13 protein-coding genes are annotated in these 19,774 nt (G+C 49.5%); 9 read left to right on the top strand and 4 right to left on the bottom strand.

Annotation, left to right across the window (positions count from 1 at the left end):
• Positions 1-353 precede the first annotated feature (353 nt).
• From H7F31_RS30195 to H7F31_RS34640, 9 genes are all read left to right on the top strand, one after another.
• Entirely contained in the window at positions 354-5,894 is a 5,541-nt protein-coding gene (locus H7F31_RS30195) for a phosphodiester glycosidase family protein (protein WP_187101842.1), read from the top strand.
• Positions 5,895-5,986: 92 nt separating this feature from the next.
• Positions 5,987-7,039 carry an S-layer homology domain-containing protein gene (locus tag H7F31_RS30190; protein WP_187101841.1) on the top strand — a complete coding sequence of 351 codons (1,053 nt, stop codon included), beginning with the start codon at positions 5,987-5,989 and terminating at the stop codon, positions 7,037-7,039.
• A 5-nt stretch (positions 7,040-7,044) separates the two neighbouring features.
• Positions 7,045-8,847 (top strand): family 10 glycosylhydrolase, encoded by a 1,803-nt coding sequence (locus tag H7F31_RS30185; RefSeq protein WP_261800185.1) that lies wholly within the window; start codon positions 7,045-7,047, stop codon positions 8,845-8,847.
• Positions 8,848-9,130: 283 nt separating this feature from the next.
• Positions 9,131-10,744, top strand: a complete 1,614-nt coding sequence (locus H7F31_RS30180) for an extracellular solute-binding protein (RefSeq protein ID WP_187101840.1) — start codon at positions 9,131-9,133, stop codon at positions 10,742-10,744.
• The gene (locus H7F31_RS30175; RefSeq protein ID WP_187101839.1) at positions 10,741-11,679 is read left to right on the top strand and encodes an ABC transporter permease; all 939 of its coding nucleotides are present in this window, start codon (positions 10,741-10,743) and stop codon (positions 11,677-11,679) included. Before H7F31_RS30180 ends, H7F31_RS30175 begins: the two co-directional genes overlap by 4 nt.
• Complete coding sequence (locus H7F31_RS30170) at positions 11,673-12,536, top strand: carbohydrate ABC transporter permease (RefSeq protein WP_187101838.1); 864 nt, start codon at positions 11,673-11,675, stop codon at positions 12,534-12,536. Before H7F31_RS30175 ends, H7F31_RS30170 begins: the two co-directional genes overlap by 7 nt.
• Positions 12,537-12,579: 43 nt before the next feature.
• Positions 12,580-14,841, top strand: coding sequence for a helix-turn-helix domain-containing protein (locus H7F31_RS30165; protein WP_187101837.1), 2,262 nt, complete (start codon positions 12,580-12,582; stop codon positions 14,839-14,841).
• A gap of 43 nt (positions 14,842-14,884) precedes the next feature.
• A complete protein-coding gene (locus tag H7F31_RS30160) occupies positions 14,885-15,895 on the top strand; it encodes a zinc-dependent alcohol dehydrogenase (RefSeq protein ID WP_187101836.1) in 1,011 nt (336 codons plus the stop codon).
• Positions 15,798-16,163, top strand: coding sequence for an S-layer homology domain-containing protein (locus tag H7F31_RS34640; RefSeq protein ID WP_397373360.1), 366 nt, complete (start codon positions 15,798-15,800; stop codon positions 16,161-16,163). The genes H7F31_RS30160 and H7F31_RS34640 overlap by 98 nt, the downstream gene beginning before the upstream one ends.
• A 159-nt stretch (positions 16,164-16,322) precedes the next feature.
• Here the strand turns inward: H7F31_RS34640 and H7F31_RS30150 are convergent, their stop codons facing one another.
• The 4 genes from H7F31_RS30150 to H7F31_RS30135 form a co-directional block, all read right to left on the bottom strand.
• Positions 16,323-17,063 carry a MerR family transcriptional regulator gene (locus H7F31_RS30150; protein WP_187101834.1) on the bottom strand — a complete coding sequence of 247 codons (741 nt, stop codon included), beginning with the start codon at positions 17,061-17,063 and terminating at the stop codon, positions 16,323-16,325.
• Positions 17,064-17,072: 9 nt separating this feature from the next.
• Entirely contained in the window at positions 17,073-17,807 is a 735-nt protein-coding gene (locus H7F31_RS30145; RefSeq protein WP_187101833.1) for an ABC transporter permease, read from the bottom strand.
• Positions 17,804-18,523: an ABC transporter ATP-binding protein gene (locus H7F31_RS30140; RefSeq protein WP_187101832.1), complete on the bottom strand. Its 720-nt coding sequence runs from the start codon at positions 18,521-18,523 to the stop codon at positions 17,804-17,806. The genes H7F31_RS30145 and H7F31_RS30140 overlap by 4 nt, the downstream gene beginning before the upstream one ends.
• A 162-nt stretch (positions 18,524-18,685) precedes the next feature.
• On the bottom strand, positions 18,686-19,549 hold the full coding sequence (locus H7F31_RS30135) for an aminoglycoside adenylyltransferase domain-containing protein (RefSeq protein ID WP_187101831.1): 864 nt from the start codon (positions 19,547-19,549) through the stop codon (positions 18,686-18,688).
• Between the last annotated feature and the right edge of the window lie 225 nt (positions 19,550-19,774).

Raw genomic sequence — 19,774 nt, 5'->3', positions numbered from 1 at the left:
CTAATTTGCGCTGAACGATGGGGGCATGCTGAAAAACATCGATTTAGAACTCCGCAATGAGGCAACCATAGTTAGTCCATTAAGCAAAATCCACAACCACATTCGGTTGTGGATTTTTTAATTTACCCGATCCGCAGCTACGAAAGTTCATAATTCGCTTGGAGTATTTTCCTCATCTGTATAATAGAAGCCGTATCATACATATAAAACCATAATGTTGTTATTGTTAAATCGGGCGTTTTGACAATCTCTTAACTAAATGAGGCGTTTGTTTTAATAATCTAATACTATAGTTTCTTCCTAGGTGCTAGTCATTTCTGAACTAGTATAAAACATGCGGGAGGAAATGAAGAATGAATGATCACTCGAAAGTAACGAGAAGGTTGAGCCGCGCGAAATGGATTTGTCTGTTGGTTATGTTGCTGACGGTAGCTACTCCATATTTGCAAAATTCGGCTGCCGCCGCACCGATTCCGGAAACGGAATTCGGCGATGTGTTGGATGCAAGATCTGTCGAGCTGGTGCCCGGTGTTGAATATAACTGGTATGACATGAAGGTAGATCGTGGTTTGGAGAAAATACATTTCGTCGAGTTCGATCCGAAAAACGAGCATTTGGAATTGCAGGCGGGCACAAGCAATGGCCATGTCATGGGCTTCAGAAGCTTGACTAATATGGCCAAGGATGTGGATGCGCCGGGCAATCGGGTAATCGCCGGCGTGAATGGCGATTTCTATACGGTCTCCAACGGCATCCCGCTCGGCTTGTTTATAACCGACGGCAAGATTTTGAATACTCCTTCAAGCAGTACGCACTATGCATTCGGATTAACGTCGGACGGTACCAGCGTGTATGGCCAGCCCCCGACGTTGACGAAGACGGTTACGATCGAAGGCGCGACTCACGGCATTACGCATATCAACCGCCTGAGAGACAACAATCAGTTGGTTTTGTTTACCCCTGAATTCAATACAAGCACGCAATCGGACAGCAATGGCGATGAAGTTGTATTGGAAGTATTGTCCGGTGAAGTGAAGAGCGGGGAAACGATGCAATTGAAAGTAACGGCCGTACATAATGGAAAAGGCAATACGCCGATTCCGAATGGGCACATTGTGCTGTCGGCTTCCGGAACCGCAAGAGCCGCGCTCGCAGGCTTGGAGGTTAACGATGAGATTACGGCTCAATTCCAATTCAACAGCCCTTGGAACGATGTCGTGGTAGCAATCGGCGGCAATACGATGGTCTTGAGAGACGGAGTCGTTCAAACCGGCGATACAGCCGTTCATCCGCGTTCCGCAATTGGAACGAAAGCCGATGGCAGCATCGTATTGTTCGAGATCGACGGACGTCAGCCCGGCTTCAGCGAAGGCGTTACGACAGGAGAAGTAGGCCAAATATTAAAAGATATGGGCGTCGTCAATGCAATGAATCTCGATGGCGGCGGTTCAGCTACTTTAGCTGCCAGAATGCCTGGCGATAGCGCCGTACGCATGGTCAACAGCGGCTCCGACGGCGGCGAGCGCAACAATGCGAACGGATTGCTGCTCGTCAGCAAAGCGCCGGAAACGGGTATGGCCGCTAAACTTGCCGTCACTCCCAACTTCGATCGCGTGCTCGTTAATTCCAAGCTTGCTTATCAGGCAAAGGCCGTTGACGTCAACGGACATCCGGCGCCGCTTGGCGAAGAGGTTGCATGGAGCGCCGCCAATTCGGCGATCGGTTCATTCGCTGAACATGTATTCCAAGCTTCCGATACAGCGGGAACAACTACGATAGCCGTTAATGGCGATACATTGACGGGAAGCGCGACGGTCGAGGTTGTCGACTCGTTGACCGAATTGAAGTTTCCTACCGAAGAACGTTCGGTAAACCCAGGCCAAACGATTACAATTCCCGCAACGGCGCTGCTTGATGGCAAAGTCATCAAAGCGGATGCGGATCAGTTGAACTGGAGCCTGGAAGGTCCGATTGGAACAATTAATGAGCAAGGCATATTCGTTGCCGCAAGCACGAACAATGTAAGCGGGAAGATCATCGTCAGCTATGGCGATATTTCGACGGAAATGCGCGTCAATGTTGGTTTGGCCCCTGTAGTCGTCGAGGATTTCGAAAGCTACGCCAACAATACGGCATTTTACCAGAAATATCTTCAAACGGCAGGAGCTTTGTACAACACCGCTAGAGTGAGCCTGGAAACAAATCCGGATTATGTTCGTTCCGGCACAAACTCCTTGAAGCTGGAATATGATTTTACAGGAAAGACAGGTACCTCGGGAGCATATCTGAAAGCAAATAGCGTTAGCAACAACATTCCAGTGTCAGGTTATCCGACGAAGATAAGCATGTGGGTATACGGCGATAATTCAGGCGACTGGCTGCGGGCGCAGTTCCGCGACGGAAGCTCGGCTACCGGCGCTGTAATGGGGATAGATTTAACTCCAGCGACTACCGGCGTTAACTGGACAGGCTGGAAGTATGTCGAAGCCAATATACTGACAGGAAGACCATTGGATCTTAAAATCGATGAGCCTGTCCGAATTATGCAAACGAATAATACAAAGAAGAGAAGCGGAACGATCTACGTCGACGATATCAGATTAATCTACGGGAATGTGACCGAAGATCGTACGGCGCCAATCATCAAAAACATGAGTCCGGCGCCGGACGCTATCATTAATAATAATTTGCCTACCATTTTGGCGTACGGCGAAGACGCGGGATACGATCCGGTACAAAATCCCGCGAATACATTGATCGATCAGGAAAAGATTCGTTTCTACCTGAATGGCGAACTTGTTGAACATCATCTATATGTTACAAACGGACAAATCAGCTACTTGCCAAGCGAATCCCTTGATGACGGCATTCATCATGTCAAGCTGGCTGTCCGGGATTATGAGGGCAATGAAACGATCAGAGAGTGGTCCTTTATCGTAGACACGGGATCATCCCAATTCAAGTACGCCACGCCGGCAGAATTGTTGGTCGGTCATACTTATACGGTCGACATCAAAGGCCAGGCTATCGAACAAATGAAGGGCGGACATCTGGAGCTGAAATTCGATCCGACCGCAACCGCGAACTGGAGCGTAACGCCCGGCGCGAAGCTGACGGAAGCGCATGCGGCGGGAACCGCCAATTCGGGTACAGGCGCTGTACGTGTCACATTCGATGATCTCGATGCGTTGGAACTGACGGACGAGGACGTACTGGCGCAAATCAGCTATCAAGTGAAAGCAGACGCATCCGGCAACAGAAGCAAGATTGACTTTGTATCGGGCGGCATCGTTCAGGCAGGCACGGAAACAACGAAAGGTTTCGTTGGTCCGGCTTTGCAATTCCAATTTGATCATGAATTGGCGCTTGCATGGGATGAAGGATACGCTCATGGGCAACAAACGACCTTCACCGTTACGGATAAGAACGATCAACCCGTAGCCGGAGCACACATTACATCCGGCGGCGTTCCAGTTGGCGGTGGAGCACTCGTAACCAATGAACAAGGTCAACTGCAGACAAGGGAGCTGACGGCAACAGTACAGACGCTTATGCTGCAGGCAGTCAAAGGCGAACAGCATAGTAAACCGGTTGAATTTACTGTATCTCCTTTTGCAGGTTCGGTAACGCCTTACAATGTCAACGTTGCATTCGGCGCCGATACGACTAGCGAGCGTCGCTTTAACTGGAATACGAATCCTTCCGTTCAAACAACGGTTGTACAGGTTGCGAAGAAGTCGGAGTTTACAAACTTCGACGCGGCTAATGTGACGACTTTCACGGGAACGAATCATAGCTACAACACGACATCGCATGGAACGATCCAGGTGCATAAGGCGGCCGCTTCCGGTCTTGAAGCCGGAACAGAATACGTGTATCGCGTCGGCGACGGTGCGGCGAACTTCGGCGATGAAGGTACATTTACAACAGCGGCCGGAGGAAATGCAGATACGAAGTTTTTCGTGTTCGGGGACTCGCAAGCCGGAAGCTTGGCTGGTTTCGAGAAGTGGGGACATACATTTGATGTAGCTGCAACCGAACATCCCGATGCCGATTTTGCCATTCACCTTGGCGACATTGTCGACCATGGACATAATGAGCAGCAATGGAACTGGTGGTTCGAGACTGCCCAAGAACGATTGATGAATACGACTATAGCTACCGTAGTCGGAAATCACGAGGTGACGGGAACCAAAAAGAATCAGGACTATCTCGCCCACTTCAACAATCCGAACAGCAGCTATGACAGCGAAGATATGCAGGGAACCGTATATTCCTTCGATTACAATGACATTCATTTCGTCATGCTGAATACGGAATACGAGGTTGAGCAGCAGAAGGAATGGTTAAGAGCGGATCTCGCGCAGAATGACAAAAAATGGACGGTCGTCGTGTTCCACAGATCTCCATACGGAAGCACCTATATGACGGAGAATGTCCGTACCCACTGGGTTCCGGTGCTCGACGAGTTCGGCGTAGATCTCGTATTGAACGGACATGATCATATTTACTTGCGGACACATGCGATGAAGAACGGAGAGCCGGTTGCCGACGGGCAAGGTACAACCTATTTGATTCCTAGCGCTACGGGCGATAAGTTCTATGGCTTGAACCCTTACCCATGGCAGAAGGTAACGGATACAGAGCAAACGCAAATGTACGCTACTGTCGAAGCGAGCGGCAATGAGCTGAATGTAGTTACGAAGACAGTGGCAGGCAGAACCGTTGATTCCTTTACATTGATGAAAGACGAATCGCCTGCGCCGCAGCCGGAAAGCGTAGAGCTTAACTTGGAAGCGGCTGAACTTGAAATCGGTGAAACCGTGCAGCTTGCTGCAACCGTTAAACCGGATGAGGTTGAAGATCAAGCAATCAATTGGACCATTAGCGATTCTTCGGAAGAAGGCGTCGTGTCCGTATCGACAACAGGACTAGTCACCGCGTTAAAAGAAGGAACCGCGACAGTAAGAGCGGCTAGCTCGATTGCAGCAGGCGTGTTCGCGGAAGCGATTATTACGGTTACTCGTCCGGATGTGACTCCAGATCCTGAAATCTCGGCATTGTTGACAGGCGTCGGTGAAGTGGCAGAAGGTGCTTCCTTCGAGCTTGTATATGGATTGAACGGAATTAACGGTCCGGTAGCAGGTCAAGACGTTGTCGTCACCTTCGACGAAGAGAAGGTTCGTTTCGTTGGATTTGGCGAGCCATCGGAGAAGGAAGGCTGGATCCTGCTGGCGGATGACCAGGATGTTACGGGAACGGTCAGATTCATTGCATTCGATATTTCGGAAGATGCGGATGCATCGAACACGCAATTAGCGAGACTTCAGTTTGAGGCCTTGCGCGTAGATGAGTCCGCCAGCACGACAATCAGCATTGCCAGCGTTAAGATCGGCAATTTGGAAGGTATGGAAACATCGGCAGCCGGGGCGGACCATTCCGTCATGATTACGGCACTGGACGAAGTCGACAAAACGGAATTGCTAGAGTTGGTTGCGGGGGCTAATAGCATCCATACGGCTGCAACAGAAGGAGCGGCCGCGGGTCAATACCCTATCGGTTCCAAGGCTGTTCTGAAAGCGGCAATTGATGCGGCACAGTTGGTGGCAATCAACGGTGACGCGACAGAAGCAGAAGTTAGCGATGCTATAGAGGATCTGAGCACTGCATTGGCAGCATTCCGATCATCCGTTAACGTTGCGCAGCCAGGCGATGTAAATGAGGATGGCCAGTTCACGGTTGGAGATATGTCGTCAATCGTTGGCGCGTATGGCTTGAATGACAAACATCCGGAGTGGGCAACGAAGTACGCGGCATTCGACTACAACGATGACGGCGAGATCGGGTTGGAAGACCTTGTATACGTAGCGCGCCGCATTCTGGGCAAAGCATAAGCGGTAGTTTAATGGCATCAATGCGGACGAAAGGGAGCCACTGTGCTTCCTTTCGTTCAACTATAAGCATTTTCAAAAAGGAGATAAACCGGATGAAGCTTAAATCCTTCGCTTTGGCAATCATCACTATTCTTATAACTTTATATAGTAGTGTTCAAATCACGCATGCGGCATCCGTTTCATTCGATATAGAAATCAATACGCAAGAAGCCAAAAAGGGAGATGAAGTCGAGGTTACGATAACAGGCCACAATATAATAGATTTATACGGATATGAAATGGAGTTGAGTATTGATACAAGCATGCTTCAATTCAAGAAGGCAAGCAGCGGCATATCGAGCCTGATCTATCCGATAGAAACATCAAACGATGGGACGTTCCTGCTCGTCAGTACGAAAATGGGCAACGTCAGCGGCGCAAGTGGAGAGGTTATGCTGGGCAAGGTCATATTCGAGGTGATTGGCGAAGGAAAAGAGGTTGGGATAAAGCTGAACAAGGTCAAGCTTGCGACAAGTTCAGCTTCTTCGACCCGGCATGAAGTGAATGAACGGATCCAGATTCGACTTGTTGAAGAGCCCAAGGAAAATTCGGAGATTTCATTTACGGATATTTCCGGACACTGGGCGGAAGACAAGATTAGGCGCGCGGTTGAGCTTGGCTTTATAAAGGGGTATGGCGACGAAACCTTCCGTCCGGACAGAGAAGTAAGTCGTGATGAATTTGCCGTTATGATCTATCAGGCTTTCGAATATGAAGCGAATTCGATGGCGTCGCTGCCATTCAAGGATCAGGCTTTAATAGAGTCTTGGGCGAGAGAAGCCATATCGGCATTAGCGGCCGAAGGTATTATTAACGGCTATGATGACGGCACGTTCCGTCCGGATCGCTCCATTAATCGCAGCGAGATGGCGGTGATGATGGCATCCATCGTAAAGCTGGATGTCAATTCCTCTAATCGTTCCACATTTAGCGACGCTTCCGACATGCAGTTCTGGGCGGAGCCTTCTATTGCTGCCGTCGCGAAGGAGAAATTGCTGCAAGGAAGAGGCAACAACATGTTCAAACCTAACGGACTTATGACAAGGGCGGAAGCGGTTCAAGTCATTATCTCGATGATGGACTATATGAATCCTCCGACGGAGTGAGCATCATGAGAGGGGACAGAAGCGGAATGACGATTAATCATAATAGGCTGAGCGGTCTATTAAAACGATCCGGTATATTGACAATGGCGGCAGGTGTTCTTTCGTTATTGTTGGCGTTCGGGAATGCCAGTCCGGCCATGGCGGACGGCTCGCAAGATCCCGCGCCGAAGACGGAATTCCGCGGGGCATGGATTGCAACGGTGAGCAATATCGATTGGCCGTCGAATCGATATACAAGCCAAGAGACGCAGAAGCAAGAACTGGTCAGCATGCTCGACAGGCTGCAGGAGATCGGCATAAATGCCGTTGATTTTCAAGTAAAGCCGAGCGCGGATGCTTTGTATCCCTCCGACATTCTTCCTTGGTCGGAGTGGTTGACGGGAACGCAAGGCACGGATCCGGGATATGATCCTCTGCAGTTCGCAATCAAGGAAGCTCATAAAAGAAATATGGAGTTTCATGCTTGGTTCAATCCGTTCCGTGCCAATACGCGTCCCAATATGAATGGATTGACGGCCGATCATCCGATTAGGGAAATGGCGGAAGGCTGGGTAGTGCCTTATGGAAGCGGGTTGTATTTGAACCCGGGTATCGAAGGCGTGCGTCAATTCGCCACTGAAACGATTATCGAGGTTGTAAAAAAATACGATATTGACGGCGTTCATATCGATGACTATTTCTATCCTTATCCCGTAGGAGAAGAGCAATTTGATGACGAAGCGGCTTATCAGGCATATGGAGCCGGATTCGGCAATAAGGGCGACTGGCGCAGAAGCAACGTCAATACTTTCGTTGAGCAATTGTATATGCAGATAAAAACGGAGAAACCTTCGGTGCAGTTCGGCATTAGCCCGTTCGGCATTTGGCGCAACGCTTCGACGGATCCAACCGGCTCGGCGACGAATGGTCTTCAATCGTACGATGCGGTCTATGCGGACAGCCGGTCCTGGATTCAGAATAAGTGGATTGATTATATCGCGCCTCAAATCTATTGGAGCACCGAAATGGCTGCTGCCGATTACGACGTGCTGGTAGAATGGTGGGCCGATGAAGTGAAGGATAGAGGCGTGGACCTTTATATCGGACAATCCGCCTACAAGATTGCCAACAATTCCGATAATCAATGGCAGCAGCCGGATGAATTGATTAAGCAAATTCGCTACAATCGCATGTTTGACGAGGTGAAAGGCGGCATTTTCTACTCAAGCAAACCTTTGTTAGCCAATCCGCTTAACATTCTGAATCAGTTGAAGGAAACGGTCTTCCAATATCCGGCCATGATTCCGGCCAAAGCAGGCGGCGCGAGCCCGATGCCCGAAGTCCCTGCGGATGTCCGCGCGGAACAGAAACCGGAAGGCGTACTTGTGACTTGGGAAGACAGCGGCAATACGAACGCATACTACGTCGTTTATCGGATGGATGGGCAGGGGATGCCCGACCTGGCCGACCCGTCTTCCATTGCGGCTTTCGTCCGAAAATCGGACGGGGGAACGACCCACAGCTTTCTGGACAAGGCTGCCGATGCCGAGCAGACAACCGGTTATGTCGTTACCGCCGCGAATCGTCTGCATCATGAGAGCGTGCCAAGCGCGCCGGCTATGATCATGGAGGCGCCGGACGTCGTTGCCGGCGACGCGAACGGCGATGGCGCGATTAGTATTGGCGACTTGTCCATGATGGCCTCCTTACAAGACAAGAACGACTCCGATCCCGATTGGGCGGAGATTGCCCATCTAGATCTGGATGGCAACATGACCATTGATTTGGATGACATTCGTCTTGTCGCTCGGTTAATACTTGAGAATTAAAGAAGTCCGGATTGTATTATTGTAAGAGTATCTTACACTAATATAGTCCGGACTTTATTATGAATTTCTACCTCTTTAGCATTTTCTACAGCCCCTAAAACCTTGCTATTACAGGGATTTAACAGGAATTTAACAAGTCTGCGGCGTTAAATTGCAGACAAATGAAAACGCTTTGTTTACGCTGAAAGAAAGTTGAATATAGAATGTGGTTGACCGAAGGGACCCGGTACCGGTCGCCAAACGGTCGTCAAGTATCAAATAGATGAAATGGGGAGGACAAGAAATGAAAAGAAGGTTAAGTGCCATTCTCGCTTGCGTATTCCTGATATCCTCGCTGGCCGCATGCGCAGGGAATAACAATAACGGCAGCACAAACGCTACGCAGCAGCCGTCCGCAGCGCCATCCGATTCCGGCGCTGGCACGGAGCAGCCGAATACGTATGGCGATACCGGCGGATTGACGCTTCCATTGGTGGATAAACCAACAACCATTACCTGGATGCTCACTGGAGAGTCGGATCCGAACGGCAAGCTGGTCGCTCAGGAAATCGAAAAAAGAACAGGCATTAAAGTTAATTTTCAGGCATTCTCCAACTCTACTTATCAGGACAAGTTGAGAGTAACCGTAGCTTCGGGCAAGCTGCCGGATATTTTCCACGGATTGAAGCCTGCCGAGTTAAAGCAGATTGGCGGGCAGAAAGCTGTTGTTGCCATTAACGACTATCTCGACATTCTCCCCAACTTCAACCGGATGTACGTAGAGGAGAACCCATGGGTGATCAAATCCTACGGAGACGAGAACGGCAAGATGTACGCTTGGCCGATCTACAATATGAATCGAGACGTTAACCACGGGCTGATGGCGCGAATGGATATTTTAAAAGAATTAGGTCTTGAAATGTGGAAGGATACGGACGGATTCTATGAGGTTTTAAAGGCGATGAAAGCCGCGTACCCGGATTCCTACCCGTTCGCATCTAAGACGAAGGAGCTGATCTTTAAGGATCTGGCTTACGGATGGGGGATAGCGGGAGACAGCTATCCGGCCTACTTTGACGAAGCGGCGAAGGTCTGGAAGTTTGCTTCGATTCAACCGGAGCACAAGGAGCTGCTTGATTTTATTAAAAAACTGTACAATGAAGGATTGATCGACCCCGAGTTTCTGACGGATACCCCCGACTCGTGGACGGCGAAGATGACAACGGATAAATCCTTCGTTACTTGGGACTGGATCGGACGGCTCGACTTGTTCTATAACCAGATCAAAGACGTCAATCCAAACTTTGATCTGCGTTATGCCAACCCGATCGGGCCAACCGGAAACATTCGCACCTTGCCGAAGATCGACGCCTCGTGGGGCATAACGGTGGCCAATAACGCCAATAAGGAAGCGGCGCTCAAGCTTCTGGATTATTTGAGCAGCCCGTCCGGCGCGGAATTGGTCACCATAGGCGCGGAGGGAGTCAACTTTAACTGGGATGAGAGCGGCAAAGCATCGTATCCGGAGCTCTCCGATTTGCCGACGGTGGATATCAATGTGTTGAACGACCGTTACGGCATGTGGATGGAAGGCATGTATCTGGCTCCCGACAGACGAAGCGTCTATTACAATTTCACCGAAAAAGAGCAGGAAGCCCAGGATTTGATGCTTTCGGACAACAAATTCGAGCCGCTTGATCCCGTTCTTAATTTTACGGATCAAGAAAACGCAAGACTTGCAGAAATACAGACTTCGCTCGAAAAGGCGGCTGCCGAATTTAATTCCAAGTATGTTCTGAATAAGACCTACGGCAACAGCGAATGGGAAGCCTGGGTGCAGAATGCGGCCAAGATCGGCGAGACGGAATATATCGGCATCTATAATGCGGCGCAAGCACGGTTCGACAGCTCCAAATGATTCGTCGGACCGCGACATTTCGCTCCTATTGGTCCGATCTCCGCAAGCGGATAAAGCGGGACCGGCAGCTGCTGATTCTATTAATTCCATGCCTCGTTTTCTATTTGATATTTCGTTATGGACCGCTTTCCGGATTGGCCATAGCCTTTATGGACTACAGCGTGTTTACAGGCATTTTCGACAGTCCGTGGGTGGGGTTCAAGCATTTCTCTAAACTTTTTGGCAGCGACGACTTTTTTCTTCTGTTCAGAAATACGTTAACGCTCGGGTTTTTCAACCTGATTGCGTCTTTCCCGTTCCCGATCATTCTTGCGTTGCTGCTCAACGAAGTGCGCGTCGCCCGGTTCAAAAAATCGATACAGACGTTCAGTTATCTGCCGGCGTTTCTTTCGGTCGTTATTATCAGCAGCATGATCATTGATTTTCTGTCGCCGACAAACGGTATCGTCAATCGGCTGTTGGAATCGTTTGGTTTGGAAAGCCATTATTTCCTGGTCGATCCGAGTTGGTTCAGGCCTGTCTATATTACTTCGGAAATATGGACCAACACCGGCTACGACGCCATTATCTACCTCGCTGCCGTGGCGGGCATCAACCCAACCTTGTACGAGGCGGCGAGAGTGGACGGTGCCGGCAGGTTTCGCAGCATATGGAATGTAACGCTTCCCGGCATACTGCCGACGATCATTATCATGTTTATCCTGAAGACCGGATCGATGATTCGTATCGGTTACGAGAAGGTGTTGCTGCTCTACAACCCGATGACTTACGAGGTGGCGGATGTATTCTCCACTTTCGTCTATCGCAAAGGATTGCTGGAATCCAATTACAGTTATGCGGCGGCGGTGGGTCTGTTCGAAGCGCTTGTTGCCATGGTTATGCTGCTGGGAGCCAACTTTATCAGCAAGCGTCTGGGAGGGAGCGGATTATGGTAGGCCAGGCCAGGTTTACGTTTTTTGGCGTTATCAATGCGATTATACTGATTGGCGTAGCTATAGCGACCCTGTATCCCGTATTGTACATTGCCGCGGTTTCGCTGAGCGATACGGCCAGCGTGTCGCAAGGGCGAGTATGGCTGCTGCCCAAAGGGCTTAATTTCGAGGCGTATGCGGAAGTGCTTAAGGACGATAAAATTCCCAGAGCCTATTTGAACACGATATTTTATACCGCCTTCGGGACATTCGTCAATTTGCTCATGACTGCGATAGCCGCTTACCCGCTCGCGAACCGGGATCTGGTGTTCCGGAAGTTCTGGATGCTGATGATTGTGCTAACCTTGTTCCTGAGCCCAGGCATCATACCGAATTACCTGATCGTGCAGCAGCTTGGACTGATCGATTCCGTCTGGGCGCTCGTGCTGCCGAATGCGATCTGGACCTTCGAGTTGATTATTCTAAAGACGTTTTATGAGAATATGTCCTCCCAGATCCGCGAGGCGGCGTTGATCGACGGAGCATCGGAGTTCCGCATTCTGTTCAATATCGTCATTCCGTTATCAAAGCCGGCGTTGGCGTCAATCGGCCTGTTCTACTTTATGGGGCATTGGAACAGCTTTTTCTTGCCCATGATTTATTTAAACGATCAGGCGTTGTATCCATTGCAGGTTGTACTGCGAGGCATGCTTATTTTTAACGAGGGTTCGACTGCCGGTCTGGTGGACAAAGCGGCTCTTGCGCCCCAGGCGATGAAAAATGCGACGATCGTACTCGCGATGATACCGGTATTAATCGTGTATCCGTTCGCTCAAAAGTATTTTGCCAAAGGAGTGATGCTCGGCTCGGAGAAAGGTTAATGTGTTAAAATAATGGGACATCGTATCGATAGGGGCGTGCGCAATGAGACGTAGAATGACCAGCCTGGGGCTTATGCAAATATTTTTGGCTTTGATGTTGGTTATCGTCCTTATGTTCGTCTCGACTTATATGGTGTACCGCAACTCGATATCGGGCATCTATGAGGAAGTATCCGACAAAAATTCGCTGATGATGCAATCGACGGTGCAGGCCTTCGACAACAGCTTCAGGGTGGTCAATAATTTGATCCATACCATCCACATTATGCCCGGAACGGACAGCCTCCGCTCGATGATCGATGACAGCACGGATATGTCCATTGCTTACACGATGATCGAGCATATCGCCAATTTGTCGGCTCCTTACGACTTTATCGAAGAGGTGGCGGTGTTTTATGACGATTCGGATATTGTCATTACCACCAGGGGCACGAACCGCTTCGATTATTTCTTCGATATGAAATATTCGCATGAGACCTATAACGCCGATTACTGGCGAAATTATATGCGGAGCAAGAGAACGTACAAGGTTTTTCCGGCATCGCCGTTTAAGGTCAATACCGGCGAGAACTCGATTCATCACAAAAATAAAAAGCTGCTTGTTGTTACCGGAGGCAACAAGCTCCGTTCGTCCGGTAAAAACGTTATGGTATTGATCGATCTGGAAGCGCTGCTCAAGCAAGTGAACCAGGGTCCGATCTTTTCCGGCGGCTCCATGATGATTCTGGACCAGAACCGCGACATGCTGATGAGCACCGACGACAACTGGAATTTGGTGGATGCGCTGAGCGACGCTTATTTCAGCGATGCCGGCGAAGTGACGGTCAAGCGCCAGGATTACGAATACCGGATTCTGAAGTCGGAGTATAACGACTTTATCTACATGGAACGGCTGCCGTACCAGTTCTCCAATGTGGATGCCGTGGCCGGAGCCAATTTAAAGATTATGTTGACTGCCGGTGTATGCGCTATCATCCTGTCTTTGCTGCTCAGCGTCTATTTAAACAATCCCGTCAAAAGAATTTTGAAGCAATTGGGCGGAGGCAACAGCAAGGGTAACGATTTCCGCAAAATATTAAGCGGCATTGTCAAGCTGCAATCCGAAAATGAAGACAATCGGAGGCAATCGGCATATGCCGATGAGGAACTGCGCAGATCAACGTTCCTTCAGACGCTTGACGGATTGCCGCATGAGACAGAGCAAGATATCCGAATGCAGACCTACTATGCCGATTTTTACCGCAACAAGCACTTCATCATGGCGCTTGTGCAAGTTGGCCGGCTCGCGAACGAAGCGGCGGAGAATTGGACGATAGAAGAAATGGGGCGACGGATCGAGCAGGGGCTTGGCCGGGACGGGGTGGCAGCCAACGCATTCCACGCCGGACAAATGCAATTTATCGTTATGCTTGGCGTCGAGCGGCTGCAGGAGCGCAGCGGGTTGATCAGACAACTGAGAATATCCGTGACCCGGCTGCAGAAGGAGGAATTTTCCGGATTTTCATTGTGGGCTTGCGTAAGCGCTCTCTATACCTCCAATGTGCCGAACTGCCGCCGCGCCTACCAGTCCGTTAAAGACGGAAGTCTGTACCGTGCCGTCAACGATGCCAGTCCGGTGATGGATGTGGCGGAAATCCAGTACAAACGGTTGGCCTATTATCCGATCGAGAAGATGGAGAAGCTATCCCATTATTTGATGATCGGCAAGCTGCATGAAGCGACGCAATTGATTCGGGAGACGATCAGGGAAAATGCCGAGCGGCGTATTCATTATCATCAGATGATCCATCTGGCGAACAGCATGTTCTTCTACATGGTCGGGCACGCGGAAGGTTCGGCCAAGACCGGTCAGGAGCTGTACGAACTGGAGCGGCAATTTATGCAACGGCTGGAGCAAGCGCAGGACTATGCCGAAATGGAGAACGCGCTGCTCGATGCCGCGAGACAATTGGCGGGTCATGCCAAGCAGGAGGAGAACGGACGCAAGCTGAACCCGTCCTTCATTGCCCAATACATTGAATTGCATTATATGCGGAATTTATATCTGGATGAAATTGCCGCGGTGGCGGAAACCACTCCGAAATATTTTTCGAACTACTTCAAGAAAACGTTCGGCGTCAATTATGTCGAATATCTCAACAAAATAAGACTGGCCCATGCGAGGGAGCTGCTTAAGGATTCGCAACTGTCGATTGCCGAAATCGGAGAGAGAATCGGCTATATGAATTCGTCGACGTTTACGACGACCTTTAAAAAATATTATGGCACCTCGCCGAGCGAATACAGAAAACTGTCTAACGAATAACAGAACCCCCTTATATCGGGCGACACAAAGGAGAGTGCGGAATTTGAGAGCGATTGCCGCGCAACACGGCAGCGTTGCCGTCGCCGACATCGAGAAGCCGAATCTGCTGCCGGGACATGTGGGCGTGCGGACCGAATATTCCGCCATTAGTCCGGGCACCGAGCTTGGGATGGTTCGCGGCAGCTCGGACGATCCGCGCATATTGGGATACAGCGCGGTCGGAATTGTAGAGCAAGTGGGAGAAGGCGTACACGGCTTTCGCGAAGGACAGCGGGTCGCCTGTTACGGCGCTCCCTATACTTGCCATGCGCAATGGCTGTCGGTGCCGGCCAATCTGGCGGCGGTGGTGCCGGAGCATGTGGATGCCCGGGAAGCCGCGTATGCAGGATTGGGAGCGATAGCGATCCATGCGCTGCGAACCGCCAGGTTGGCCTTCGGCGAGTCGGCCATTGTGGCAGGACTTGGCATCCTGGGCAATTTGATTGCTCAGATTGCTCATGCCGCAGCGTACCGGACGATCGCCCTGGATGTGGATGCCGGACGGGCAGATATGCTGCGCAAATACGGGTTATCCCGGGTATATGATAGCCGAGAAAAGCTGGAGGCCGAGCTTTGGGAAGCGACGGGAGGCGGCGTAGGCGCCGATGCCGTATTACTGTGCGCCGGCGGAGCGGGATCGGAGTTGATTGACGCGTCGTTCGGCTGGCTGCGTGATCGCGGCAAAATTGTGGTGGTGGGCGACCTGAGCACGGAATTCAACCGCGGCAAGATGTTCGCCAAGGAAGCGCAGGTGCTCATATCGCGCGCCGGAGGGCCGGGACGTTACGACGAACGGTACGAGCGGGATAATATCGATTATCCCGTCGGTTACGTACGGTGGACGGAAGGACGGAATACGGCCGAATATATCCGGCTGCTGGCCGAGCGGCGCATCTCGGTTCAGGCCATGATTACGCATGAGTATGCGCTTGACGATTGCGAACGGGCATATGGGAATTATTCCAGCGACGCTGGAGCGATTGGCACTTTGTTCAGGCACGGAGAACCGCTTTGATCCGCAGAGTGCAATCAGCCGGGAGCAGATGGCAGTCATGTTGTTCAGAGCCTATGCGCGATTGACAGGCCAAACGTCCGACGCAAGCGGAGCGCTTGATCGATTTATCGATGCCGACCGCATCGCAACATGGGCTCATGATGATATTAATCAAGTGTTGGCGATTGGTTTGATGCAAGGGAAAGGCAATGGGGTGTTCGATCCCAAAGCGCATACAAGCCGTACCGAAGCGATTCAAGCTATTTTGAATTTATTGGAAAACGTATGACTTAATTGTTGGACCTTTGATTCAATTTTAAGGAAGTAGGGCGGAGGAAAAGCAAAATCCACAACCTCACACGGTTGTGGATTTTGTTGGTGGAGGTGGACCGTGGCTGTGCAAATCCACAATTCGCGGAAACATGTTCTGAACTTCAAAGCTAAAGTGTCATTCTAAGTTTAGTTTTACCCTTAGTAACAATAAAAGCTCCTTTGCAGACTCTATGGCTTGCTCTAATGAAATGGTCAGTCGATCTGTCACCGAAATAATATCTTCATGATCTTCAGGTGTTTCGAGTACTTTCTTAATATTTATATCAGTTGCCCTCATCATCTCTGCTTTATTCATCAACCGAAGTATTGCACTCATTGAATAATGTGCTGCCCTTAAAGTACGAATAATTTTCAATCGCTTTATTTCATTCTCTGTATATGAGCGAGATCCATTTGAAAGTCTAGGGACTGTTAGCAATCCATTCCGCTCCCAATTTCGTATAACTTCAGACGTAAGGTCCAGTACCTGAGCAGCCTCTTTTCGTGTATACGTTTGAATAGATGCAGATTCCAATCCACACATCCACTGCTCCGAAAGCTCAATAGCTTCTAATGCCTGATAATATTCTTTTTCTAAATGTGACAGATAGGCTTGTGCGTATTCCAGTGCTTGAGCAAAATCCTCTTTACCACTAGCTTCTACAATAGCTCTTGCCTTTGCCCGAATGAGTCCTTGAACAATTTCACAACGAAATGCGACTCTAGCTACTTTTAGTTGAAATAGATGCAAGTCTGAATAAATGCGGTATCCATTCTCACCTCTCGGAACAGATGAGATATAGTTCCAGTCTTCATAAATCCGTACGGTGTTGGGATGTACCCCAACTAATGCTGCGATTTCTTTGGTTTTGTACATCCCGTAACCCTACTTCCATTTAAAAAATTTGAACGCCCCAATCAAGCTGATAACCGTACAAATACCTAATATTAACATGGGCACCGCCATACCTGCCATGGCTTCACCTGTAGTTACCATTTTTAATAAATGAATACCATGTGACAAAGGTAGGATATCCATTATCCATTGAACGAAGCGCGGCATCACTTCATATGGAATCGTCGCACCCGAGAACAATAACATGGTAAAGTAGGCAACAGAACTCCACATATTCGCTGCCTTTTGATCAGGTACGACACTGCCAATGAAAATACCAATACTGTACATGGCTAAAATAACGAAAGCATATACGTTCAAAAACATAAACCAGGAACCCGCTAATCGATAATCAAAAAATAAGTAGTACACCAGGGTAACACCTACGAATGAAACAAGGGCAGAGGAAAGTTGAATTAGACCTTGTGCAAATAAAATCTGTAAAGGAGATACTGGCGTCACTTGAAATCGTTTCAGGATGCCTCGGTGTCGATAATCAGCAATGGTTAGCGGTAGACCCATTACACCCGTTGCTAGTACGCCAATAGTTATAACAGCCGAGTAAGATAATTCAAAGTTAGAAGAACCTGCCGATGCATCTTTACTAAGCAAGTAACCAAACAGGGCCGCCAAAATGATCGGAAAGCATATACCGAAAATTAAAATATCAATACCTTTCCATACTAGCTTTCCTTCTATTTTCAAAAGTGTAAACATTGTACTCATCCCCAGTGTTCCCCCTCACCTGCAAAAAGTAAATATGCGTCTTCAAGCGTTGTTTTCCCACTAGCGATTAACGCTTCCTGAATTGTTCCATGAAAGACGGTTTGACCCTCACGTAGAATCAATACCTCGTCACATAACGCTTCAACCTCATCCATGTAATGTGATGTTAAAACAATCGCCAAACCATTTTCTTTCATGGTTAAGAGCTGCTTCCACAGCATACGACGAGCTTTAGTATCAAGCCCTGTTGTCAGTTCATCTAAAAACACAAGCTTCGGTTCAGGAATGAGGGCAAGGAGTACGGCTAGTCGCTGACGCTCCCCACCAGAAAGTAGTTTAACAAGTTGCTTCTCCTTACCTGCCAGCCCAAAGGTTTGTAGTAAAGCAGGTACGTCAGCCGATGTTTGATAAAGTGCCTGCCACTGTCCACATGCTTCGGAAACGGTTAATTTATCTTGGAAATTGGTTTCTTGAAACTGCACCCCTACTTGTTCAAATACCTCCTTTCGATTGCGTATCGGTGATTTGCCAACGATGCCAAGCTCATCATGAGTGCTTTTTTCAATACCAAGCACTGCAGCAATTGTTGAAGATTTTCCTGCCCCATTCGCACCTAGTAAACCTATTACTTGCCCAGACTTTACTTGAAAACTAATGCGATCGACGGCCGTTTTCTGACCGTATGTAACCGACAAATTTTTCACCTTCAGTACCATGTTCTAACCTCCCAAATACATCTTAGGACGTAACTATAACAAAAGAGCTATGGGATGGTGGCTTAATGGAGGGTTTGAAGTGCTGCAATCTTGATTGTCCATTAGGAACATGTAGAATTTAATTGGGCAGTTAGTATCGAGGAATAGCAAAAATCCACAACCTCATGCGGTTGTGGATTTGGTTGGTGGAGGCGAGGGGAGTTGAACCCCTGTCCAACCAACCGAAACAGCTGCATCTATCCGATTCAATAAGTAGGTTTTGAAGGCGAGGAGCTCGTTCTGGTTGTAGCGGGCGGGGACCACGTTCATCGCATATTCATTCATCGCGTTTACGGCAATGTGGCGGAGCTCTTCTGGAAGCGCGCCCTCTGCCCAGCGGCAAGCGTCGGTTTTGGAGAGGATCTCGCCAAGCTCCTTATAAGCCCAGATGCGAAGCAGGGACAAGATGCCCGCGTTCTCCAGATCGCCGCTGTGCTTCGCGTAATAATCCGCGTCGGTACGAATGGATTGCCAGAAATCATCATGGGGTACTTCCGGTAGAATGTCGCACGGCTCCGGACCGTATAAGGCGATTCCCGCCTGTCTTGCCAGTTTGACATGGCAGGCCAGGTCGCTGTCCGTCGCCTCGTCTTCGAACTGCCAGAACGAGTCGTCCTCGCGGGCTTCCATCGCCTCGAACCGCTTCCGCCAATGTTCGCTGAAGTGGAACTCGTAGGGCGTCGGGAATGTCCAGTTGTCCATATCCGACTTGCGCACAATACTGGCTTCCACATGCAGAGGCTGGCGATGCAGGCTGAGGAAAGCGATCATCAGCTTGAATCGTTCCTTGGCCGTCAACGTGCGATCGACGACGATCAGCAGATCGAGATCGCTCCTGGCCGGCAAGAAGCTGCCAAGCGCGATGCTGCCGTGGATGTATACTCCGACAAGCGCGCTCCCTAAATAATCAAGCAAATAATTGGTGACCAGCTCTGCCTGCCGTCTAACGTTCGGCGGGCAGTTTTGCCATTGGTATTCTTTCATCATCTTCCCCTTTCCATGCCTTGGAATCATCATGATTCCGGCGCATGGTTTATTTCATTTTTCGAACCGTAGTCGTTAATGAATCGTTATTAGAACTTTAAATCCCTTGAAGCTGTCTCCGCAAGGTGAGAGGAAATTTATAGCTAAACTTTACCGGGCGTCGCTTGGAGAATGGGCTATACTTAATCTATTGGAAGGTTAAGGCTGGACGACATGGAAAGTAGGGGA

Origin of the sequence: Paenibacillus sp. PAMC21692 (assembly GCF_014303795.1) — a bacterium.
Classification (GTDB): domain Bacteria; phylum Bacillota; class Bacilli; order Paenibacillales; family Paenibacillaceae; genus Pristimantibacillus; species Pristimantibacillus agaridevorans.
The sequence above is the reverse complement of the archived record's forward strand: the minus strand, read 5'-3'. Positions and strand labels throughout refer to the sequence as shown.

Excerpts from the sequence above, each read along its gene's own strand:
- H7F31_RS30195 (WP_187101842.1), top strand. The coding sequence starts at position 354 with ATGAATGATCACTCGAAAGTAACGAGAAGGTTGAGCCGCGCGAAATGG.
- H7F31_RS30190 (WP_187101841.1), top strand. The coding sequence starts at position 5,987 with ATGAAGCTTAAATCCTTCGCTTTGGCAATCATCACTATTCTTATAACT.
- H7F31_RS30185 (WP_261800185.1), top strand. The coding sequence starts at position 7,045 with ATGAGAGGGGACAGAAGCGGAATGACGATTAATCATAATAGGCTGAGC.
- H7F31_RS30180 (WP_187101840.1), top strand. The coding sequence starts at position 9,131 with ATGAAAAGAAGGTTAAGTGCCATTCTCGCTTGCGTATTCCTGATATCC.
- H7F31_RS30175 (WP_187101839.1), top strand. The coding sequence starts at position 10,741 with ATGATTCGTCGGACCGCGACATTTCGCTCCTATTGGTCCGATCTCCGC.
- H7F31_RS30170 (WP_187101838.1), top strand. The coding sequence starts at position 11,673 with ATGGTAGGCCAGGCCAGGTTTACGTTTTTTGGCGTTATCAATGCGATT.
- H7F31_RS30165 (WP_187101837.1), top strand. The coding sequence starts at position 12,580 with ATGAGACGTAGAATGACCAGCCTGGGGCTTATGCAAATATTTTTGGCT.
- H7F31_RS34640 (WP_397373360.1), top strand. The coding sequence starts at position 15,798 with ATGAGTATGCGCTTGACGATTGCGAACGGGCATATGGGAATTATTCCA.
- H7F31_RS30150 (WP_187101834.1), bottom strand. The coding sequence starts at position 17,063 with ATGTACAAAACCAAAGAAATCGCAGCATTAGTTGGGGTACATCCCAAC.
- H7F31_RS30145 (WP_187101833.1), bottom strand. The coding sequence starts at position 17,807 with ATGAGTACAATGTTTACACTTTTGAAAATAGAAGGAAAGCTAGTATGG.
- H7F31_RS30140 (WP_187101832.1), bottom strand. The coding sequence starts at position 18,523 with ATGGTACTGAAGGTGAAAAATTTGTCGGTTACATACGGTCAGAAAACG.
- H7F31_RS30135 (WP_187101831.1), bottom strand. The coding sequence starts at position 19,549 with ATGATGAAAGAATACCAATGGCAAAACTGCCCGCCGAACGTTAGACGG.